At 71.3% G+C, this 16,915-nt stretch carries 16 protein-coding genes; 8 read left to right on the top strand and 8 right to left on the bottom strand.

The features are described 5' to 3' along the window. Positions 1-78: 78 nt before the first annotated feature. Positions 79-741 (bottom strand): M23 family metallopeptidase, encoded by a 663-nt coding sequence (locus ACFVH5_RS02020; protein WP_385831303.1) that lies wholly within the window; start codon positions 739-741, stop codon positions 79-81. 207 nt (positions 742-948) lie between these two features. Here ACFVH5_RS02020 and ACFVH5_RS02025 point away from each other — a divergent pair, with 207 nt between their 5' ends. The 6 genes from ACFVH5_RS02025 (at position 949) to ACFVH5_RS02050 (ending at position 8,269) form a co-directional block, all read left to right on the top strand. Further along, positions 949-3,156 carry a sensor histidine kinase gene (locus ACFVH5_RS02025; protein WP_385831306.1) on the top strand — a complete coding sequence of 736 codons (2,208 nt, stop codon included), beginning with the start codon at positions 949-951 and terminating at the stop codon, positions 3,154-3,156. After that, on the top strand, positions 3,156-3,830 hold the full coding sequence (locus ACFVH5_RS02030) for a response regulator (RefSeq protein ID WP_385831308.1): 675 nt from the start codon (positions 3,156-3,158) through the stop codon (positions 3,828-3,830). Before ACFVH5_RS02025 ends, ACFVH5_RS02030 begins: the two co-directional genes overlap by 1 nt. A 221-nt stretch (positions 3,831-4,051) precedes the next feature. Then, entirely contained in the window at positions 4,052-4,762 is a 711-nt protein-coding gene (locus ACFVH5_RS02035; protein WP_385831310.1) for an SDR family NAD(P)-dependent oxidoreductase, read from the top strand. Continuing rightward, positions 4,759-5,985: a lycopene cyclase family protein gene (locus ACFVH5_RS02040; protein WP_385831312.1), complete on the top strand. Its 1,227-nt coding sequence runs from the start codon at positions 4,759-4,761 to the stop codon at positions 5,983-5,985. The genes ACFVH5_RS02035 and ACFVH5_RS02040 overlap by 4 nt, the downstream gene beginning before the upstream one ends. Next, positions 5,982-6,713: a class I SAM-dependent methyltransferase gene (locus tag ACFVH5_RS02045; RefSeq protein WP_384797714.1), complete on the top strand. Its 732-nt coding sequence runs from the start codon at positions 5,982-5,984 to the stop codon at positions 6,711-6,713. Before ACFVH5_RS02040 ends, ACFVH5_RS02045 begins: the two co-directional genes overlap by 4 nt. Positions 6,714-6,766: 53 nt before the next feature. Beyond that, positions 6,767-8,269 carry an FAD-dependent oxidoreductase gene (locus tag ACFVH5_RS02050; protein WP_385831571.1) on the top strand — a complete coding sequence of 501 codons (1,503 nt, stop codon included), beginning with the start codon at positions 6,767-6,769 and terminating at the stop codon, positions 8,267-8,269. Positions 8,270-8,404: 135 nt separating this feature from the next. Here ACFVH5_RS02050 and ACFVH5_RS02055 read toward each other — a convergent pair whose 3' ends face one another. Genes ACFVH5_RS02055 through ACFVH5_RS02070 form a run of 4 tightly spaced genes read right to left on the bottom strand, consistent with a single transcriptional unit; the run spans position 8,405 to position 13,195 of the window. Continuing rightward, positions 8,405-9,412, bottom strand: coding sequence for a DUF5914 domain-containing protein (locus ACFVH5_RS02055; RefSeq protein WP_385831314.1), 1,008 nt, complete (start codon positions 9,410-9,412; stop codon positions 8,405-8,407). Continuing rightward, positions 9,409-10,476, bottom strand: a complete 1,068-nt coding sequence (locus ACFVH5_RS02060) for a phytoene/squalene synthase family protein (protein WP_385831316.1) — start codon at positions 10,474-10,476, stop codon at positions 9,409-9,411. Before ACFVH5_RS02060 ends, ACFVH5_RS02055 begins: the two co-directional genes overlap by 4 nt. Continuing rightward, positions 10,473-12,047: a phytoene desaturase family protein gene (gene crtI / locus ACFVH5_RS02065; protein ID WP_385831317.1), complete on the bottom strand. Its 1,575-nt coding sequence runs from the start codon at positions 12,045-12,047 to the stop codon at positions 10,473-10,475. The genes ACFVH5_RS02060 and crtI overlap by 4 nt, the downstream gene beginning before the upstream one ends. Beyond that, positions 12,044-13,195: a polyprenyl synthetase family protein gene (locus ACFVH5_RS02070; protein ID WP_385831319.1), complete on the bottom strand. Its 1,152-nt coding sequence runs from the start codon at positions 13,193-13,195 to the stop codon at positions 12,044-12,046. Before ACFVH5_RS02070 ends, crtI begins: the two co-directional genes overlap by 4 nt. 615 nt (positions 13,196-13,810) lie before the next feature. On the opposite strand from ACFVH5_RS02070, the gene ACFVH5_RS02075 reads away from it, so the two are divergent. Beyond that, positions 13,811-14,038 (top strand): aminoglycoside phosphotransferase, encoded by a 228-nt coding sequence (locus ACFVH5_RS02075; RefSeq protein WP_385831321.1) that lies wholly within the window; start codon positions 13,811-13,813, stop codon positions 14,036-14,038. A 67-nt stretch (positions 14,039-14,105) separates the two neighbouring features. Here ACFVH5_RS02075 and ACFVH5_RS02080 read toward each other — a convergent pair whose 3' ends face one another. Then, a complete protein-coding gene (locus ACFVH5_RS02080; protein ID WP_385831323.1) occupies positions 14,106-14,474 on the bottom strand; it encodes a VOC family protein in 369 nt (122 codons plus the stop codon). A gap of 62 nt (positions 14,475-14,536) precedes the next feature. Between ACFVH5_RS02080 and ACFVH5_RS02085 the strand changes: the two genes are divergently transcribed. Continuing rightward, positions 14,537-15,010 (top strand): MarR family winged helix-turn-helix transcriptional regulator, encoded by a 474-nt coding sequence (locus ACFVH5_RS02085; protein WP_385831325.1) that lies wholly within the window; start codon positions 14,537-14,539, stop codon positions 15,008-15,010. 170 nt (positions 15,011-15,180) lie between these two features. On the opposite strand, the gene ACFVH5_RS02090 is transcribed toward ACFVH5_RS02085, so the two are convergent. After that, on the bottom strand, positions 15,181-15,852 hold the full coding sequence (locus tag ACFVH5_RS02090; RefSeq protein WP_385831327.1) for an NADPH-dependent F420 reductase: 672 nt from the start codon (positions 15,850-15,852) through the stop codon (positions 15,181-15,183). An 86-nt stretch (positions 15,853-15,938) separates the two neighbouring features. After that, a complete protein-coding gene (locus ACFVH5_RS02095; RefSeq protein ID WP_385831329.1) occupies positions 15,939-16,874 on the bottom strand; it encodes an SDR family oxidoreductase in 936 nt (311 codons plus the stop codon). Between the last annotated feature and the right edge of the window lie 41 nt (positions 16,875-16,915).

Below are 16,915 nucleotides of genomic sequence, written 5' to 3' on the forward strand. Positions count from 1 at the left end.
TATTTTAAAAACTACACAAAAACTATATCTCGCTTCGCCACCTCACACCAACCCCCCCCACCCCCACGTCCGGCGCGGTTACGGCATCGGCACCGCCCCCTCGTCGCCACTTCGCGCGCTGCCGCAGGAACCGGCGGCGGGCACATCACCGGCCGCCTCGACCGTGTCGGGCTCGTCCGCCAGGCCGGCCTGGTCCACCAGACCAGCCAAGTCGGGCAGGTCAGCAGGGTCGGACAGGTCGATCAGGTCGATCAGGTCGATCAGTTCGGTGAGGTCGGCCGTTTCGCCTGCCGCGCCCGCCGCGCCCGTCTCCGGCAGTCCCGCGAGCGCCGCAGCCACCGGCGGGTTCCCTCGCAGCAGCGGCCGAGGGTTCACCGTGGCACCGGAGCTGTTGCGCCCCTTGCGTACCTCGAAGTGGAGGTGCGGGCCGGAGGAGTTGCCGGTGTTCCCGGAGAGGCCGATCTGCTGGCCCGCCGCGACCCGGGCCCCCAGCGGGGCCTGGCGCTTGTAGAGGTGCGCATAGACGGTGAACGTCTTGTCGGCGTGGGCGACGACGATGAAGCGACCGTAGGAATAGGTGAGATCCACGGACTTCACCACGGTGCCGGCCGCCGAGGCGAGGATCGGGGTGCCGTGCGGGGTGCGGTAGTCGATCCCCGTGTGGTGTCGGCGGTAGTCGGTGCCGGTGAAACCCCGGACGATTCCGTAGGCGCCCCGGAAGGGCAGGTACAGCGTGGGCATGGTGGCCTCCGGCCGGTAGGAGCGCTCCTGTGGTGGCGAGCGCGGTGGGTGCTTCGTGATCCACGGTGCTGCGCCCGCTGTCCCGGGCGCCTGAGTCCGGTGTCCCGTTGCCGCCCGGCGCCCGGTCCCGGTCGTGCGCGCCCCTCACGCTCCCGCAACCACCGTGAGGGTGGATTACCGGTAGCTGTGCGTAGGCATGACTACGGAGTGTCATCAAAAACTCCGGGCGGCCCACCCGCCCCGCCGAACGAGGACGTCCGGCCGACCCCTACGCCACTACTGCCTGCCCTGCTGCCGCCGCCCCTGGCGCTCTCCGGGCGTGGCCCACGCGTCGACCGCTGTGTGCTCGGCATCTGCGTCACGCTCGTCGCCGCCACGCTCGTGCTGATCGCGACGACGGGCGACCTCGGCCAGTTCGCCCACAAAGAGTGGAGGGTCGGCCGCAATCTCGCCCTGGCCTGCTGCTTCCTCGCCGCCGGCCATGTGGTGCTGCGTCGTTCGGACCGGCTCGCTTCCCTGGCGCGGTGCCTGTTGGCGGTCTCCGCGGCCACGGGGTTGTTCACGGTCGCGGTGATGCTGCAGCGGACGTCTCCAGGGCTTGGGGGACTCGACGGGGTGGGCGGGCACCTCCACATCGGCTGGCAGCGGCTGATCATGGGGATGGCCGTCCTCGGTCTGCACGGAACTCTCGCCGTCCTGCCCCTGTGGTTCCCGGACGGCCTCAGGCCCGCGCGCGGCTGGCTCGTCGCCGTGGCCGCGATGGCAGGCGTGTACGCGGTCTACCTCGCTCCCATCGCCTGGTACGGGCTGCGTTCGCGGGACCCGGCGTGGCCCAACCAGGACGTGGCACGTCATCTGCCGTGGTGGGAGGCGATGACCGAGCCGGTGATCTGGATGCCGCGGCTCTTCGCGGTCGCCGTGCTGGCCTCCCTGGGGTGGCGGATGTGGCGGGCTGGAGGGCTGGTCCGTCGCCAACTCGCGGTCATGACCGTCTGCTACGGCGTCTACTGGGGCGTCCAGATCGCCGACAAGGTCCAGGAGTTCGGCCAGGGCGGCAACCCGCCCCACTGGATGTACCTGCTGATGCTCGGCCCGGCCTCCGCCGCGCTCGCTCTCGGCACCGTGACTGCCGTCGTACCGCACGACCTGACCGGACTCGACCGTGTCCTGCGCCCCGCGCTCGTCGCCCTCGCGCTGTTCCTGGGGCTCTTCTACTGCTACCGCGGGCTCTACGAGATCCTGTCGACCCTGCCCGGCAGATCCCCGGTCACCGATGCCGCACTGGCCTCTGCCCTCGCGGTCCTCGCCCTGCGCCCCGCGGCCACCCTCCTGCTGCGCATCGTGGACCTGCTCTTCTACGGCCGCCGCGCGAAACCGTACGAGATGCTGCACGCCCTCTCCGACGGCCTGGCACGACGCATGCCCGCCGACGAGGTCGCCCGGACGGTGTGCGACACCGTCGTGACCCGGCTGGGCATGCCGGGTGCCGTCCTGTGGGCCCACACCCGGCACGGAAACCAGGAACTGGCGCGCGCGGGTGTGTCCTTCGAGCCGGACGACGCCGGCCCGCACCACGTCGTCGACCTGTCCCACCAGGGCGACACCGTGGGTCGGCTCGGGGTGTTGCTGCGGCCGGGGCAGCGTCGCCTCGACACCCATGACGCGGCCGTACTCGACGTGGTGGGCGGCCAGTTGGCGCCCCTGGTCCAGGGCCTCGGTCTGCGCGAGGAACTGCGCGCCAGCCGAGAGCGTGTGGTCGCCTCCCGGGAGGAGGAGCGCCGCAGGATCCGCCGTGATCTGCACGACGGGCTCGGGCCCACCCTGGCCGGCGTACGGCTCCGGCTGGAGACCGCGGCCGAGCAGGTCGGTTCGGCGGACGAAAGGCAGATCCGGGACCTGTTGCGGGACGCGGGCGCCGACACCCTGCACAGCATCACGGAGGTGCGGCGGCTCGTGGACGGGCTCAGGCCACCGGATCTGGACGAACACGGACTGCCGGAAGCACTGCGCCGGTTGACGGAGCGGGCCGCGCACCCCGGACTGCGCGTCGAGGCCCGTATCGCGGACATGGTGCCGGGGCTCGCGGCGGCCTGCGAGGTCGCCGCCTACCGCATCGCCGCGGAGGCGCTGACGAACGTCGTCAAGCATGCCCAGGCGTCCACCGCCGTACTGAGCCTGGAGGTGGATGACCAACACCTGGTCCTGAAGGTCGTGGACGACGGAATCGGAATCGCCGGAATCGGAATCGTCGGGATCGGAGTCGGAGACGGGAACGGTGGACGGACCGGCGGTGTCGGCCTCGGGTCCATGGCCGAGCGGGCCGAGGAGATCGGTGGTGCGCTGACGACCGGTGCCCGCGACGACGGCGTGCGGGGCACCCGGGTGCACGCCCGACTGCCCCGCACCTTGGACTGATGGGTGGTACGACGATGACCCTGCGCGTCGTGCTCTGTGACGACCACCCGATCTTTCTGGACGGCATCACCGCGGCCCTGTCCGCCACTGACGACATCGAAGTGGTCGCCACGGCCGCCACCGGTGAGGAGGGGATCCGCCTCGCCACCGAACTCCGGCCCGATCTCGTGGTGATGGACCTCGGGCTGCCCGACATGAGCGGCCTCGACGCCATCCGCCGACTGCCCGGCGTACCGGTCCTGGTGCTGTCCATGTCCGAGGACGACCCGACCGTCCTGGCGGCTCTCAAAGCCGGCGCCCGGGGCTATCTGGTCAAACTGGCGGGCCGTTCGGAGATCCTGTACGCCGTCCGGACGGTGGCCGTGGGCGGTGCCGTGTTCAGCGGAAGCGTCGCCGATCGGCTGACGGCCTTCCTCACCCGGCCCGCGGGACCGGCCGCCCCCTGCGCCTTCCCCGAACTGACCGACCGCGAGCGGGAAATCCTGGATCTGCTGGCCCGGGGCCACAACAACCAACGGATCGCGCGGAGCCTGTTCCTCGCGGAGAAGACGGTCCGCAACCACGTCTCGCACATCTTCACCAAGCTCAGCGTCCGCGACCGGGCCGAGGCGGTGGCCCGTGCGCGGAACGCCGGGCTGGGCGAGGAGCCGGGACGAAGACAGGCACAGGAGTGAGGCCGCCCCTCATGCAGGCCGACCTTCAAGCAGGCGGCCTCTCAGACGGGCCGACCCTCAAGCGAGCCGACCCTCGTAGTGGCGTGCTGGGCGACGCGCCGAGCGACAGCGTTTGCGGTTGACTTCGATAGATCCCCGTCCGGCGCATCCATGGACCGCCGGCTCACGGAACCACACGTGTGAGAGGGGGGCGCAGCCTGCCTCGTGATCGGGAGTGAGACGTGGAGATCAACGGCGCGCGGGTGCTGGTGGCCGGAGCCACCGGTGTCCTCGGCGGCGCGCTCACGGCGGAGCTCGTCCGCCGCGGTGCGCGCCCGGTGCTCGCAGGACGGGACCGAGCCCGCCTCGCCCGCGCTGCCGAGGTCTGCCAGGGCGCTCCCACCGTCCTGTTCGACGCGTACGCGCCCGATTCCTGCGCCGACGCCGTGGCCTGTGCCGCGGACGCCCTGGGCGGGCTGGACGCCGTGGTGACGGTCTTCGGGACGGTCGCCTTCGGCGGGGCGGCGGTGGTCGGTGACGAGGTCGCCGAGCATGTGATGGCGGTCAACGTCCTCGCACCCGCGGCCTTCTTCCGTGCCGCGCTCGCCACCATGGAACCCGGCTCCACGATCGTCGCGTTCACGGGTGTGGTCGCGGAACGCCCGCAGGCGGGAATGGCCGACTACAGCGCTTCGAAGGCCGCGCTGAGTGCCTGGCTCGGTGCCGTGCGCCGCGAGGCACGTACCGCGGGCATCCGGGTCCTGGAGGTCAGGCCCGGACACCTGGACACCGGCTTCGCCGACCGTGCCGTCGTGGGCACGGCCCCGCCGCTGCCCGCGGGAGGCGATCCGCGTGACGTCGTCGGAGCTGTCGTGGAGGCGATGGCGGCGGACGCCGAGCTGCTGCGCACGGCGCCCGACGGCACACCGGTCGTCGAACGGCGTGCCCGGTGACCCGGCGTTCCCACGCTCCGGACGAGGTGTCCGACGTGATCATCGTGGGCGGCGGCGCGTCCGGACTCAGCCTCGCGCAGCGCCTGGTGGCCACCGAGTCCATGACCGTGACCCTGGTGGAAGCACCGGACGGACCGCTGCGAGCGCCTGAACGGACCTGGTGCTACTGGGACGCGGGCAGCGGCGAACTCGACGAAGCGGTCGACGCGTCCTGGTCGCGGCTTCGCATCCATGACGCCGACGGCGGCGTCATCACCGTGGATCCCGCCCCGCTGCGCTACCGCATGCTCCGCTCCTCGGCCTTCGAGCAATGGGCGTACTCCAGGATCGCCCGGTCGCCCGGCGCACGCATCGTGCGCGCGACCGCGGACACGGTGCGCGACACACCTGGGGGAGCGGCCGTCGACTGCACGGCGCCCGACGGCCGCGCACTGACACTCCAGGCCCGCCATGTGTTCGACTCCCGCCCCCTTGCGGCCCTGCCACCGGCCCGGACACAACTGCTTCAGCACTTCCGCGGCTGGTTCGTGCGCACGGACACGGACCGGTTCGATCCGGTGGTCGCGGACCTGATGGACTTCCGGGTGCCACAGCCGCGCCACGGCCTCGCCTTCGGATACGTACTGCCGCTCGCGCCGGATCGTGCGCTCGTCGAGTACACCGAGTTCTCCCGGACCCCGCTGACCCGTGCGGCGTACGAGTCGGCGTTGGGACATTACAGCCGGGAGATCCTCAAACTCGGTGGGTTCTCCGTCGAGAGGGCGGAGCAGGGTGTGATCCCGATGACCGACGCGCGCTTCCCCCGCCGGATCGGCGCAGCCGTCTCCCGGATCGGGACAGCCGGCGGCGCCACCCGCCCGGCGACCGGCTACACCTTCGCCGCGGTGCAGCGCCAGAGCCGGGCCATCGCCGCCGCCCTGCGGGGGGACGGCCGTGCGGTCGCGCCCCGACCCCATGCGCGGCGTGTGCTGGCCATGGACGCGATCCTGCTGCGGGCCCTGGACACCGGGCGGATCGACGGACCCGGCTTCTTCACCGGCCTTTTCCGCGACGTCCCGCCGGAGCGGCTGCTGCGTTTTCTGGACGGGCGCACCTCACCCTGGGAGGAGTGGGGCATCGGCCTGCGCACCCCCGTGGGTCCCATGCTGCGGACCGCCGTCGAACTCCCTTTCCTGCGGCGCCGTACCCACCCAGCCCCACGTATCGGAGAGAGCCACCGATGACCCTGCTGCGTGACCACGACCTGGCACTCGCCTTCGACCACGCCTCGCACCGCTACGACCGCCTCACGGGCCTCAACCCGGGATACCGCACCGACCTCCTGCGTTCGGCGCGTCGGCTTCGGCTGCCCCGGGCCGGCGCCGGTCTGCACGTGCTCGACCTCGGATGCGGCACGGGTGCCTCCACCCGGGCCCTGCTGAGGGCCGCGCCCCGCGCCCGGATCACGGCCGTCGACGCGTCGTCCGGCATGCTGGCTCGCGCACGGTCCAAACCATGGCCCGACCGCGTGCGCTTCCAGCACATGACGGCCGAAGCACTGGCCGCAGCCGACGAGGGGCCGTACGACGCGGTGTTCGCCGCCTACCTGCTCCGCAACGTCACGGACGCGGACGACGTACTCAAGACCGTTCGGGGTCTGCTGCGCCCGGGCGGGCGGCTCGCCGTCCACGAGTACAGCCTCAGCGGTGCCGCCGTCCACCGGGCCGTGTGGACGGCCGTCTGCCGAGGCGTGATCATCCCGGCGGGGACGGTCAGCGGTGACCGCGTCCTGTACCGCCATCTGTGGCGGAGCGTTCTGGACTTCGACACGGTTCCCGACTTCAGCGACCGTCTGCGGAGCACCGGATTCTCGGCCGTGCGCGCCTTGCCCGTCGCCGGGTGGCAGACCGGGATCGTGCACACCTTTCTTGCCCGCGAGGGCTCGGCGACCACGGCGGAGTACGCACGGTGAACGACGCACGACATGCCGCTCGGCGAGGCCGGGACCGCAAGGCCGAGGTCGTGATGCCCGCGCCCGGCCTGAAGCGCTTCGCCTCCGCCGACAGCCCGAGTGTCGCCGTGATCGGCGGGGGCATCGCGGGCCTCGCCGCGGCCACCCTTCTGGCCGAACGAGGGGCCCGCGTGACCCTCTACGAACGGGAGGAGTCGCTCGGCGGCCGACTCGCGGGCTGGCGCACCCGTCTGGCCGACGGCGGGGAGGCCACCATGAGCCGGGGCTTCCACGCCTTCTTCCGCCAGTACTACAACCTCCGTGGCCTGCTGCGGCGCACGGACCCGGCCCTCGACCGTCTCCGGCCGCTGCCCGACTATCCACTGCAGCACAGCGGCGGGCTGACCGACAGCTTCGCCCGCGTACCGCGCACACCGCCGTTCAGCGCCCTCGGGTTCGTCGCCCTGAGCCCCACGTTCGGCTGGCGCGACCTCACCGCGATGGACGCCAGGGCCGCACTGCCACTCCTCGACGTCCGCGTACCCGAGGTCTACGAACGATTCGACTCGGTCAGCGCGACCCACTTCCTCGAAAGCGTCCGCTTCCCCGAAGCCGCGCACCATCTCGCGTTCGAGGTGTTCTCCCGCAGCTTCTTCGCGGACCCACGTGAACTGTCCGCCGCGGAGCTCCTGCTGATGTTCCACATCTACTTCCTCGGTTCGTCCGAGGGACTGCTCTTCGACGTACCGACCGACCCCTTTCCCCAGGCGCTGTGGGACCCGCTCGGTGCCTACCTCCAGCGCCTCGGGACGCACATCCGCACCGGCACACCGGTGCGCGCCGTCCAGCCACGCGACGGAGACGGCGGGGGAGTGGACGTACGGACGGACAACGCCGTGGACCGTCATGAGGCGGCGGTTCTCGCCCTCGACTCCGGCGCACTGCGGGGTCTTGTCGCGGCGTCCCCCGGTCTGGGCACGGCCGCCTGGCGCGATGACGTCGCCGGCCTGCGCACCGCTCCTCGGTTTCTCGTCTCGCGGCTCTGGCTCGACCGCCCGGTCCGCGCCGACCGCGCCGCGTTCCTCGGCACCAGCGGCTACGACGGCCTCGACAACATCAGCGTCCTGGACCGCTACGAGGACGAGGCGGCCCGGTGGGCGTCGCGTACGGCAGGCGCGGTGGTGGAACTGCACGCGTACGCCGTTCCGGAGGACGCGCAGCCCGACGCCGTACAGGCCCGCCTCGTCGACCGTCTGCACCAGATCTATCCGGAGACGCGCGAGGCGCGGATCGTGGACGCCCGGCACGAGTGGCGCTCCGACTGCCCGCTCTTCCCGGTCGGTTCCTACGCCCGGCGGCCCACGGTGACCACTCCGCACCCGCAGGTCGTGCTCGCCGGTGACGCGATCCGGTGCGACCTGCCCGTGGCCCTCATGGAACGCGCCGCCACGACCGGCTTCCTGGCGGCCAACGCCCTGCTGGCCGGGTGGGGAGTCCAGGGCCAGGTGCTGTGGACGGTGCCTCGGGCAGGCCGTTCGCCCGTGCTGCGGGCGCTCGGCACGGTCGGGAGCCGCTGAGCCGAGCTCCTCGAAGAGACGCCGAAGACGCCGACGACGTCGGAGATGTCGAAGACGCCGGTGCGGAAAGCGGTGTCAGCGCAGGACCGGCCCCTGTCCGTCGAGCCCCCGTCCGTCGCGCCGACACCCCTGCGCTCAGCCCGGAAAGCGGCCCGTGCTGCGCAACGTCCAGCGCCGCTCCGCGTAGGCCAGGTCGTCGCGCCACAACCGGCCGGCCGTCCGGCGCATCAACGGGCGGAGCGCGGGCGCGGCAGCCCGTGCCAGGGCGAAACCCCGCCGGTCCGAGGCCGCCACGACCGCTTCGATCACGGCGGTCCGCGGCTGCTCCTCGGCCTCGCCGGTCAGCGGCGTGGCGTGGGTCTCGACCACGGACGTGGTCCCCTCGCCCTCGGTGATGCGCATCACCACGGTACGAGGTGCGGGCGCCGTGAACTCCGCCCGCACCGGCACCACCAGACGGTCCGTCAGACGGAAGGAGACCTCGACGACGAACGCGTCGTCCGTCTCGTCGAGCGGCGGGCGGGTCACCGTCAGGTCGACGAACGAGTAGGGGTGGAACCACGAACCGTGCCACGGGTCCAGCCGGTTGGCGACCACGTCCTGTGGCTCGCACCGGCCGACGGCCATGAAGACGGCGTCCACTCCGCTGCCCGTCGTCGGCCGCTCCGGTACCACGGGCCGCTCGGACGGCTCCTCGCCGCCGACCGAGTCCAGCCGGACCCATACGAGGACACCGTCGTCGTGCGCGGGAAACGGATCCCAGCCGGCGAACGACCCCCCGTCCAGGGCCAGTCCGTGCCAATGACACACCAGCGTGCCGCACACGACCCGGCTGTCGCGCAGCGGGGCGCCGAGGTGCGGGCAGGCGCCCGGGCCGGCCCGGAGTTCGCCCGTGTCCGTTCGCCACAGCACGACTTCGACGCCGCCGACCGTTCTGCCGTAGGGGCGCTCGCCGACGCGTACGTCCCGCGAGGCACCCACGACGAACCAGTTCCCGGACGGACGCGCGGACGCCCGTTTGAGCGCGTCGGAGATGACCGCCGGACGTGCCTCCTGCCAGGTCGGCGGCTGTGCCGCCCAGTTCGACCGGTGTCGGCGCCGCAACGGAGGCGTCCAACGGCTTCGGTTCGTCCGTTCACTCACCGCACGGGTCCCTTCCGCCGCAGGGCCGTGACGCCCGCCGTCGATCTTCGACGCGAGGCACGTGCGCCCCAACGCGCCCTCGCGATGCCGGCGATCCCCGCGGCGGCGGTCGCCGCACGGCGCCCGCGCGACACGACCGCGCGGCGGTGCAGCACGGTGTAGTCCTGGTCCGCGATCGCGTCGAGAATGCCACCGTAGAGAGTGAACGCGGTGCGGATGCAGGGCCGCGTCCGCGGATCCAGCATGGCGATGCCCGGTTCCGCTGCCCGGTAGACCTTCCTGGTCATGTCCTCCGCGGCGACGAGCGCACCGCGAATCCTCGCGTCGGCACGCCCCGTGCGGCGGCTCCACTCCAGCAGCGAACGGTCCACGCCGTGGGCCGCGAGCAGGTCCGCGGGCAGATAGACGCGGCCCCGGTCCAGGTCCTCGCCGACATCCCGCAGGAAGTTGGTGAGCTGGAAGGCCACGCCCAGGTCGGCGGCGTGCGGTGCCGCTTCCTCGCGCGAGGTGACCGTGCCCAGCACAGGCAGCATCTGCAGCCCGATCACCGCGGCCGAGCCGTGCATGTAGGCGCGCAGGTCGGCGTAGGTCGGATAGTCGGTGATGTGCAGGTCGCTGCGCATCGAGGCCAGGAAGTCGGCGAACAGCGTGTGCTCGATGTCGTACCGGCTGGCGGTGTCGGCCACGGCCCGGACGACCGGCTCGTCCCCGGCCCCGGCACGCGCCCCATCTCCCGGATGTGCCCCGGCCCCTGTACGCGCCTCGGCTCCTGTACGTGCCTCGGCTCCGGTACGCAGCCCGTGCGTGAGGTCGCTCTCCAGGCGCCGCAGCTTCCGGTCGCGCTCGTCGGGAGTCAGGTGTCGGTCGAGGTCGTCCACGATGTCGTCCGCCCAGCGGGCGAAACCGTACAGCGCGTGGACCGCGGAGCGGCGTTCCACCGGGAGCAGGCGGGTGGCCAGGAAGTAGGTCCGGCCGTGACGGGCGTTGAGTTGCCTGCAGTGGGTGTAGGCCAGGCGCAGGGCGGGATCGGTGATGTCTGCGGCGTCCAGCTCACGACGGGTCATGAGCGACCTTCCTCGGTGGGGACCGCGGCGGAACGTGCCGCGCGCGGTACGGGACGGATGCGCGGGCCACTGCCTCGTACGCCGCCTGAGAGACCTCCCGTGACGCGGGCGGCGGCGAGCTTTCCGCTGATGAGCACCGTCGGCACACCGACGCCGGGTGTGGTGCCGCAGCCGGCCAGCACGACGTTCTCCAGGCCGCGCACCAGGTTGCGCGGGCGGAACGGTCCTGTCTGGGCGAAGGTGTGGGACACCGAGAACGGGCTGCCCGCCGCGTGCCCCTGCGCCGTCCAGTCAAGCGGCGTCACCAGCAGTTCCTCCTGCACGCTGTCCGCGAATCCGTGCAGGCCCCGGCGTTCCAGTTCGGCGACCAGGCTGTCGCGGTAGCGCGGGCCGAGGTCCCGCCAGGCCTCGGCGGAGGGGCCGAGGTCGGTGTTCGGGCACGGGGCCAGCACGTAGTGCAGGTGCTGGCCCGGCGGGGCAAGGGAGGAGTCGTGTGCCGTCGGGCGGGTGATCAGCAGGGACGGGTCGCTCATCAGCTTCCCCGACCGGGTCAGCTCCTCGAAGGTGCCCTCCCAGGCCGCGCCGAACGAGAGGGTGTGATGGGCGAGACCGGGCCACGTACGGTCGGTCCCCGCGTGCAGCACCACGGCCGACGGCGAGTGCCGCAGCCTCACCGGGCGGCGGGGCGTCCGTCCGACGAGCCGGTGCGCCGTGGACAGTTCGCAGGTCAGCACCACCGCGTCGCAGGGGATCCGATCGCCCGAGGCGACATGGACGGCACGCACCCGGCCGCCGCTCCGTTCGAGCGAGGTCACGTCGGTCGACCAGCGGAAGTCGGCGCCCGCGCCGGCCGCTGCGTTCGCCATGCCCCGGGGCAGCGCGTGCATGCCGTTCTTCGGGAACCAGACACCGGCCACCGTGTCCATGTAGGCGATCACCGCGTACGCCGCGAGGGCCCTGGCCGGGGCCACTCCGGCGTACAGGGCCTGGAAGGAGAAGATGCGGCGCAGCCGTGGGTCGGAGAGGAAGCGGCCGATACGGCGGTCCAGCCGCCCGAAGCCGCCCAGCGCCGCCAGCCGGGCCAGGTCCGGGTGGAGGAGCTGGAAGGGGGAGTCGAAGTTGGTGTCGATGAAACGCCGCATCTGCGCCCGGTACAGCCGCTCCAGCCAGGCCCGCAGTTCGCGGTAGCCCGCTGCCTCGGCCGGCCCGGCGAACCGCCGCACCTCCGCCTCCATGGCCTCGCCGTCCGTGTGCACGTCGAGTGAGGTCCCGTCCGCGAAGGCCGCCCGGTAGGCCGGGTGCAGGGCCGTCAGCTCGACGTGCTGGGCGAGGCTGTCACCGACGGCGGCGAACGCCTCGTCGGCCAGGTGCGGCATGGTCAGCACGGTGGGACCGGTGTCCACCTCGAAGCCGCCCATGCGTACGTGACCGGCTCGGCCGCCCGGTCCTGCGTTCCGTTCGACGACGGTCACCCGACGGCCGGAACCCAGCAGGTGCAGCGCACACGCGAGGCCGGACAGCCCGGCACCCACCACGACGACATGGTCCGTGCGCCCCGGTACGGTTTTCACGCCGCCTCCCCGGTGTGTCCCAGTGCGACGCCCGAAGCGCGCTCGACCAACATGGTGAACTCCCGCCGTACGACGGGGTCGGGAGTCGCCCCCGCGAAGTGCCGCACGCTCGTCGCCGCCAACTCCGAGATCTTGGACTCCACGACGTCCCTGGCACCGGTCCGCTCCAGCGCGGCTCGCATCCGGTTCACCGCGTCGTCCGACCGGATGCCGACGTCGTCGGTTACGGGGCCGAGGGCGTCGCCCGCCTCCTCGTCACCGGCGGCGTCGGCGAGCCACAGGCCGACCGCGAGGAGGTAGGTGAGTTTGCGGGTCCGCAGATCGTCGTCGGCCGGTTTGCCGGTCATGTTCGGGTCGCCGTACGTGCCGAGGAGGTCGTCCCGCAACTGGAAAGCCAGCCCGGCACAGCGCCCGGCCGAGCGGAGGGCGCTCAGGGTGGGTTCGTCGCCACCGGTCAGCGACGCGCCAAGCGCCAGGGGCCGCTCGACCGTGTAGAGGGCGCTCTTGAGCGTGGCGATGCCCACGGCCTCGTCGAGCCCGGACGATCCGGCGGCCTGCGCGTGGATGTCGCGGTACTGACCGGCGACCATCTCCGTGCGCATCGCCTGCCACTCCTGGAACAGGCGCGGCCCGTGCGGCGAACCGAGCGCCGTCTCGGTCAGCACGTCGTCCGCCCACACCAGGGCGAGGTCGCCTGCGAGTACCGCGACGGAGGTCGAGAACGCCTCCGCAGACCCGGTCATCCGCTCGGCCCGATGCATGTGGGCCAGTTCCACGTGAACAGCCGGTGCGCCCCGGCGGAGCGGTGATCCGTCCATGACGTCGTCGTGTATCAGAGCGCACGCCTGTACGAGTTCGAGCGCGGCCGCGGTCCGCAGCAGCGCGGTGGGGTCGCCCGAGCCGCCCGCGGCCCGCCAGCCGCACCACGCGAACGCCGAGCGCAGCCGCTTGCCGCCCCGGCGGACGAACGCGGTGACCCGGCCGGCCACGTCCTGGGCGAACACCTCGTCCACGTCGAAGGCCCCGCGCAATGTGGTGTCGAGGACACGCCCGAGCTCCGCCTCGACGGCGCTGACGGCGTCCAGGGCCGTGAGCGGACAGTCGACGGGCACGACCGCTTCGGCCGCGGTGGGCCGGAGTCCCAGCATGCACAACTTCCCTTCACTCTCGGTCACCTGCACACCAGTGCTTCTCTCGCGGACCGGTTAACGGATGCGCTGATTCCTGCCCGTTAACGGCCCTGTCACTGGTCGCAGTCACTCCACTGGCGCATCACGCTGCGTCCTCATGGCGGTGTGTGGCTCGGAGGCGCGCCTCGCATCGCGTTTGTGGCAGGCGCGGGAGGCGGGGGAGATGTGGTGGCATCGACCGACCCTCACGGGCCCCTGACGGCCGCTGCTGGCTGACGCGGCGAGACACTGGCGCTTCGATATCCACGAGTGTGTCGCCGCTGGCAGAGACACGGCGGCCTTCGGCATCTTGGGCGGCGATCTCTCCGGCGGGGTGCACACGGCGGAGATACACCTCGCGGGTGCCGTCCCCGAGCCGAGTGAACTCGCCCTTGACTACCCGCCTGCGGAGGGCACTCGCGAGGCATGCCTGCGGATGATGGCCCGGCACCCGGCCGAACTGCCGCCAGGTGCCGTGGTTTTGCTGGCGGGTGCGGGGATGGTGTGCATTGACTTGGACTGGGTGGAGACGTCCTGGGGCCGGCCGACTTGGATGTGGCCCACTGCTCCACCGCACTTGCTCTGTTGCACGGCGTGCCCGCCGGCATGCGGCTCGCGGAGCACTACACCGCAGCCGGTGGAACGCTCAGTTCCAACCCGGATCACCTGTACTGGCGCGTACTGGATGCGCTGGCGTTCGCGCCGGACGCGGAGAAGGTCGCCGGGCCGTGGCGCGAGCTCGGGAGGGAAGACCTGACGTCATCCGCGCTGGCAGGGCGCTTGGAGGACTACCTTGCAGCACTCCTCGACGCGTACGGCTGAGTGGCTGTTGCCGCCCGCCGCGATGGGCGCTGGCGGCCCAGTCGTCCGCGGCCGCGGCGTCGGGGTGTCAGGCGCGGTCGTGGAGAGTGACCTGGTAGCCGTCGGGGTCCGCGAAGGTGAAGGTTCGGCCGAAGGGGCCGTCGATCGGTGCGGAGACGATGGTGTGACCGTCGGCGACGAGAGCATCGTGGATGGCCTGCACGTCGGTGGCGTGGAGCCAGATCGCGGCACCGATGCCGGGCTGGGCAACGGATGTGAGATCCGTGCCGGGAACGATGTCGCGGAGTGCGAACGCGATCGGCTTCGTCTCGAAGACGACGGCGTGCGGGGGCCCGGCCTGCGAGCGGACGAGGCCGAGGTACTGCTCGTAGAACGCCTGCGAAGCGTCGAGGTCGCGCGCCTGGAGCGAGATGAAGTCGGGGCCGGTGACGGGCATGGTGATGCTCCTTCGTTCGTGTCAGCTTTCTGACATGACTCACTGTATGTCAGAATCCTGACATGAATCAAGACGGTGTCGACCTGGAGACGTCTCTGGGCTACCTGCTGAAAGAGGCGTCGAGCGTCCTGCGCGTAGCCATGGAGGAGGTGCTGCGACCGCTCGGGATGAGCGTGACGCACTACTCCTGCCTTGAACTGCTGGCGCAACGACCCGGCCTGTCGAACTCCGAGCTCGCGCGGGGCGCGTTCGTCACGCGGCAGTCGATGAACGTGCTGCTCCAGACCCTGGAGCGAGAGGGTTACGTGACCAGGCCCGCGGAGGCACCCGTCGGGAAGGTGCTTCCCACGCGGCTCACGCCTCGCGGCCGGCGGAGCCTGGAGGAGGCCACCGTGGCGGTCCGGTCCGTCGAGGTGAGAATGCTGTCCGGCATGACCGAGGCCGAGCAGTCGGGCGCGTTCCGGATCCTGCAGAGCATGATTCATTCCCTGCGCGACGGCGGTAACGGCGGCAGTGACCGCGGTGGTGGTGCGTAGATCTCGTCCGCCTCTGCGGCAGACCGTTGAGGAGGGGTGGGGTGAGGAGTGCCGCGTGCACCACTCGGGCAAAGGGTGCCCAGGCATCAGCTGCCCCGCCCGGCAGCTCCACCGGGCGGGGCCGCTGACGCGGCCGGGCCGTACGCGCCGCCGTCCGTGCCGATCTGCGGTTACCGCGTTGCGGTGGCCAGTGCCGCGCGGATGGCGTCCTCGCCCACCGGCTGGCCCTTCTCGTCCGAGAACGGACCGTACGGAGTCCCCCACACGGGCGTGCCCGTCTCCTGCCGCCAACTGTCGGCCAACGATCCCGCGTCCACCACGCCGTACCCGATGGACTCGATGAACGCGGTCACCGCCGCCTTCCCCGGCGCGGAATCCCCGGCGATCGGCAGGTACGAACGGTCGGCCGCCCCAGCCGGGCGGGCGAGTGACAGCAGGTGCTTGAAGAAGATGTTGTGGAACGCTTTTACGAGCACGGCGTCCGGGATGTACCGCAGCAGCAGTTCGCTGGAGGTGAGCGACTTGCTGTCGAGTTCGGGGATGTGCCCGTCACGCTCGGGGCCGTAGTTGCAGGTGTCGATGACCGTCTTCCCGGCCAGTGCTGCGGCGGGCAAGTGAGGGAAAGCCTTGACCGGCACCGTGACCACCACGATGTCACCGGCCGCCGCGGCCTCCCCGCTCGTCGCCGCGGACGCCCTCGGCCCCAACTCCGCGACAGCATCAGCTAGCGTTTCCGGACCGCGCGAGTTGCTGAGCACGGCCTTGTGCCCGGCCGCGATGGCGAGCCGCGCGACGGTACTGCCGATGTTGCCGCTTCCGATGATTCCCACAGTCGTCGTCATATTCTCAGCGTCCTTTCAGCCAGATTTCAGTCAGAAGAGTCGAACACTCGTCATTTGCCGGACCGTTGTGATGCGGGTCCCTGCCGTCAACTGGCTGCGAAGTAATGGCCGTTGTCCAAATCGGCGAGCAGGCCAGGCTGAGTGGGTTCCCAGTCGAGGGTCCGGCGAGTGATGTGGTTGGACGCCGGGTAGTTCTGCGTGACTATGTTCGCGAGAAATCCGAAATAGCCAGGAATCATGAGCACGTCCGCGGGAACGCTCGCGACGGGAAGGCCTAGACGGCTGCCAATGGCTTCGGCGATCTCGCGGAGCGGGATGGCCCCGTCACCGACCGCGTGCCAGTACGAGCCGGCCGACCCCTTCTCCAACGCCAGGCGGAACAATGAGGCGACGTCGCGGATATGCACGGCGTTCCACAAGTTCGCGCCGTCGCCGGGGTAGCCGACAAAACCCTTTTCCTTCGCGAGCGCGATCAGCTGCATGAGGAAACCGGCACGATCGGTCGTGCTGTGCGCGATGTTGGCAATCCGTACGACCGAAGACCGTACGCCCTGCTCGGCGAGGCCGATCACGGTGGTCTCCACGACGTTGCGAACCCGCAGGGTGCCCTTGTGCTCGTCGCCGCCGGGAAGAGCCGGGTCCTCCTCGGTGACCGGCCGGCCCAGATTCCCCGGCGAGCCTATGCTCCCCGCCGCGACCAGCGGCTTTCCGGTCCCCGCCAGTGCCTCGCCGTACGCGAGTATGATCCGGAGCTCCGCGGCGGCCACGGCGTCGAGCCCGCCGGTGGGGAGCAGGTCCTGCCTGTGCGCGACGTGGATGACGCCGTCGGCGTCCGCTGCCGCCTCCTTGAGTCCATCGAGGTCCTCAAGGTCACCGCGACGCACCTTCGCGCCGAGCGCGGACAGCGCCGCCGCGGACGTGTCCGAACGGGCCAGGCCGGTGACCTCATGTCCGGCGGTGATGAGCTCGGGGACGATGTACGAACCGGAATGGCCGGTCCCGCCAGTGACGAAAACGCGCACGCTACTGCTCCTTGTGATGTGAATGGTGTGGCGCGAGAAAT

It is taken from the genome of Streptomyces sp. NPDC127119, from assembly GCF_042677425.1.
GTDB lineage: Bacteria > Actinomycetota > Actinomycetes > Streptomycetales > Streptomycetaceae > Streptomyces.